Raw genomic sequence first — 2,588 nt, 5'->3', positions numbered from 1 at the left:
CACCGCCGGAGCTGTCCCCGGCGCCGATGCCGCCGGCGCCGCCCACCGCGCACCCGAGGTCGGAGACGACCCAGGCGTCGGCGCTCGGCAGCCCGGCCACCTCGTTGGCGTACGGGCGCACGTCGACGGTCGCCCGCACCTGGTCGCCGTCCTCGGTCAGCCAGCCGTCGGCCAGGCAGTCCTCGACGGAGAGTGCGGCCGCGGCGGCCGCGCGCGGCACGGGCTGCTGCAGCAGGAACAGCCGCACCAGCGTCTCCAGCGGGCTGCCGCCCCGGGTCGCCCGCAGGGCGGGCACCGTCTCGCTGCGCGCGAGGGCGGCGTAGGCGGTGGGGCCGAGCAGGTCGAGGCAGCCGTCGGCCGTGTACTGGGCGGCGAGTAGCGCCTCACGGAGCCTGGCGAGGCGGACGGGATCGGGCGTAGGGCTGTTGGTCACCACGCCATTGTCGCGCGACCGCGGCCGGTGACGGGTGCGGCCGCGGCGGGTGCGCGCGGCGCACGCATCCCGATCCGGCCGGTCCTGTTTGATCCTGCCTGGTCCTGGCCGGCCCTAGCCCGGTCGTGGCCGGTCCTGGCCGGTCGTGGCTGGTCCTGGCCGGTCAGCCGGCGGAGGTGCTCGGTGAGGCGGCACCGGACTTCTGGGCCTGCTGGGCCGAGGCGCCCGCGGACGGCGCGGTGGACGCGCCCGAGGCGCTGCCGGACGGCTTCGCCGAGGGCTTGCCGGAGCCGTTGCCGGAAGAACTGCCGGAGGGTGCGCCGGACTGCGTTCCCGTCCCGCCCGAGCCGGACTGGTCCGCGCCCGCCGACGCGGTGTCGGTGGCCACCGGGTCCGCCACGGCCTGCGCCTTGCACCCGGGCTGCCGCTTCATCGCGTCGCCCGCCTCACCGGTCTGCAGACGGTTCAGCCCCTGTGTGGAGAGCTGGGCCAGCTGCTGGACCTGGTCGCCCACGCTACGCAGGCCGTCCGCGAACTTCGCCTGGTCGTCAGTGGCCAGGGCGTCCAGCTTCTTCTGGACGTCCACGTAGCCCTGGGCGGCCTTGCGGAGCTCGTTCACCGCGTCCGTCCGGGCCGTCTCGCCGTCCTCCGACTTCGGAGCCCCGGCCTTGTCGACGGCGTCCGCCAACCCGGCGTTGGACTTGGCCAGTTCGGCCAGGTCCGCGGAGAGGCGCTTCTGCAGTGCTATCGGCGCCTCGCCGGACGTCACCTTGGCGGTGTCGGCAAGGGCGACCCGCGACTGGGCGATCGGGCTCCGCGCGGCGTCGCAGACGCTCTTGGCCCAGCCGTCGAGCTGCTTGGTGTTGTCGTCGCCGCCGCACGCGACGGCGCCGAACGCGAGCAGCGCGCCGAGCGCGGGGACGGTCAGCAGTCGCTTGTTCACCGGGTGCCTTTCGGTCGCGGACGTCGATCTGCGAACCTACACGGCCGTCCACCCGCCCGCCGACCGCCCCTTACGCCCGCTCGACCCGGATCGCGTCCCCGTCACGGACCGTGCGCAGCACTCCGGGGTCCCCGTCCAGCGCCCCGAGCAGGTTGCAGGGGCTCGCGAGGCGGCACTCGCCGTCGCGGGAGATCGGGGTGGGGCCGAAGGGCAGCGCCAGGCTGTCGCCGTCCGTCCAGAACGCGACCGTGCCCGGGTCCACGACCTGTGCCGCATCCGGCTCCCGCGGCAGGCTCACGCCGGCGTCGAAGTAGACCTCCTCGCCCCAGGTGCGGGCCGTGGAGTCGATCGGCAGCACGGCCCAGAGCTTCTCCGTGGTGGGCGTCGACCGAAGCTCGGCCGTCGCCTGTCCGGCCGGCCAGAGGATGCGTATGCGCATGGGGGTGTCACTCGTCCCGTCGTTCTCGTACCGAACCGGTCGCGCCGGGAGCAGGAAACAGCTCACTTCAACAATTTGTCAATGCTCACGCAGGCGCAGCGGGACCCGGCCGCAGCGGCAGGCGGTCACGGGACCGGCCGGCGGGCAGGGTCCGGCGGGCAGGGGTCCGGCGGACGGGGACCAACAGGCCGGGGGCCGGCGGACAAGGGAGCCGCCTGACAGGGGCGAGACGGCGGGCAGCGCATGCCGGGAGTGCGCCCCACATGCGGGCGCCTACGTGCCTCCGGCGGGAGCAGGTCGGGGAAGTCAGACCGCGACGGGTGCGGTGGAGACCGGCCAGCTCATCCTGATCAGGCCGCCCTCGCCACCGTTGGTGACCTCGACGTCCTCCACCAGGCCGCTGATCACGGCCAGCCCGAGGGCGTCCTCGCCGGGGTCGGCGCTCTCGCCGGAAGCCGGGGACGGTAGGGAGGCGTCGCCGGCCTCGTCGGCGACCTCGATGAGGAAACGCTTCTCCTGCTCGATCAGTGCGACGCGGATCGCCCCGTGGGCGGCTCCGCGCTGGTGCAGGCCGACAGCCCGTGAACAGGCCTCACCCACGGCCAGGCGGACCTCGTCGAGCACCGACTCGTCGACCCCGGCACGTCTGGCCACGGCGGCGGCCACCAGCCGGGCCGTGCGCACGTGCTCGGGAAGCGCGCTGAATCGAAGTTCGACGGTTGCCATTCCTCCCCCTCCGGGGTTGCTCCCTGGTGGGCCGTGGCGTGCACGCA

At 74.4% G+C, this 2,588-nt stretch carries 3 protein-coding genes and 1 pseudogene; all 4 read right to left on the bottom strand.

The window, feature by feature from the left end:
- Nucleotides 1-433 (bottom strand): annotated as a pseudogene (locus tag ABZ641_RS32570) (transferase); the annotation flags it as partial.
- Between the two features lie 163 nt (nt 434-596).
- On the bottom strand, nt 597-1,376 hold the full coding sequence (locus ABZ641_RS32565) for a small secreted protein (RefSeq protein WP_344622805.1): 780 nt from the start codon (nt 1,374-1,376) through the stop codon (nt 597-599).
- 70 nt (nt 1,377-1,446) lie between these two features.
- The gene (locus ABZ641_RS32560) at nt 1,447-1,815 is read right to left on the bottom strand and encodes a cyclophilin-like fold protein (RefSeq protein WP_359987684.1); all 369 of its coding nucleotides are present in this window, start codon (nt 1,813-1,815) and stop codon (nt 1,447-1,449) included.
- A 306-nt stretch (nt 1,816-2,121) separates the two neighbouring features.
- Nucleotides 2,122-2,541: an ATP-binding protein gene (locus ABZ641_RS32555; RefSeq protein ID WP_344622807.1), complete on the bottom strand. Its 420-nt coding sequence runs from the start codon at nt 2,539-2,541 to the stop codon at nt 2,122-2,124.
- Between the last annotated feature and the right edge of the window lie 47 nt (nt 2,542-2,588).

Origin of the sequence: Kitasatospora sp. NPDC007106 (assembly GCF_040634455.1) — a bacterium.
Lineage (GTDB): Bacteria > Actinomycetota > Actinomycetes > Streptomycetales > Streptomycetaceae > Kitasatospora > Kitasatospora arboriphila.
This window is presented reverse-complemented; position numbering and strand designations above follow the sequence as displayed.

Bases quoted from the DNA above. Each gene is read 5' to 3' on its own strand.
- ABZ641_RS32560 (WP_359987684.1), bottom strand. From the start codon at position 1,815: ATGCGCATACGCATCCTCTGGCCGGCCGGACAGGCGACGGCCGAGCTT.
- ABZ641_RS32555 (WP_344622807.1), bottom strand. From the start codon at position 2,541: ATGGCAACCGTCGAACTTCGATTCAGCGCGCTTCCCGAGCACGTGCGC.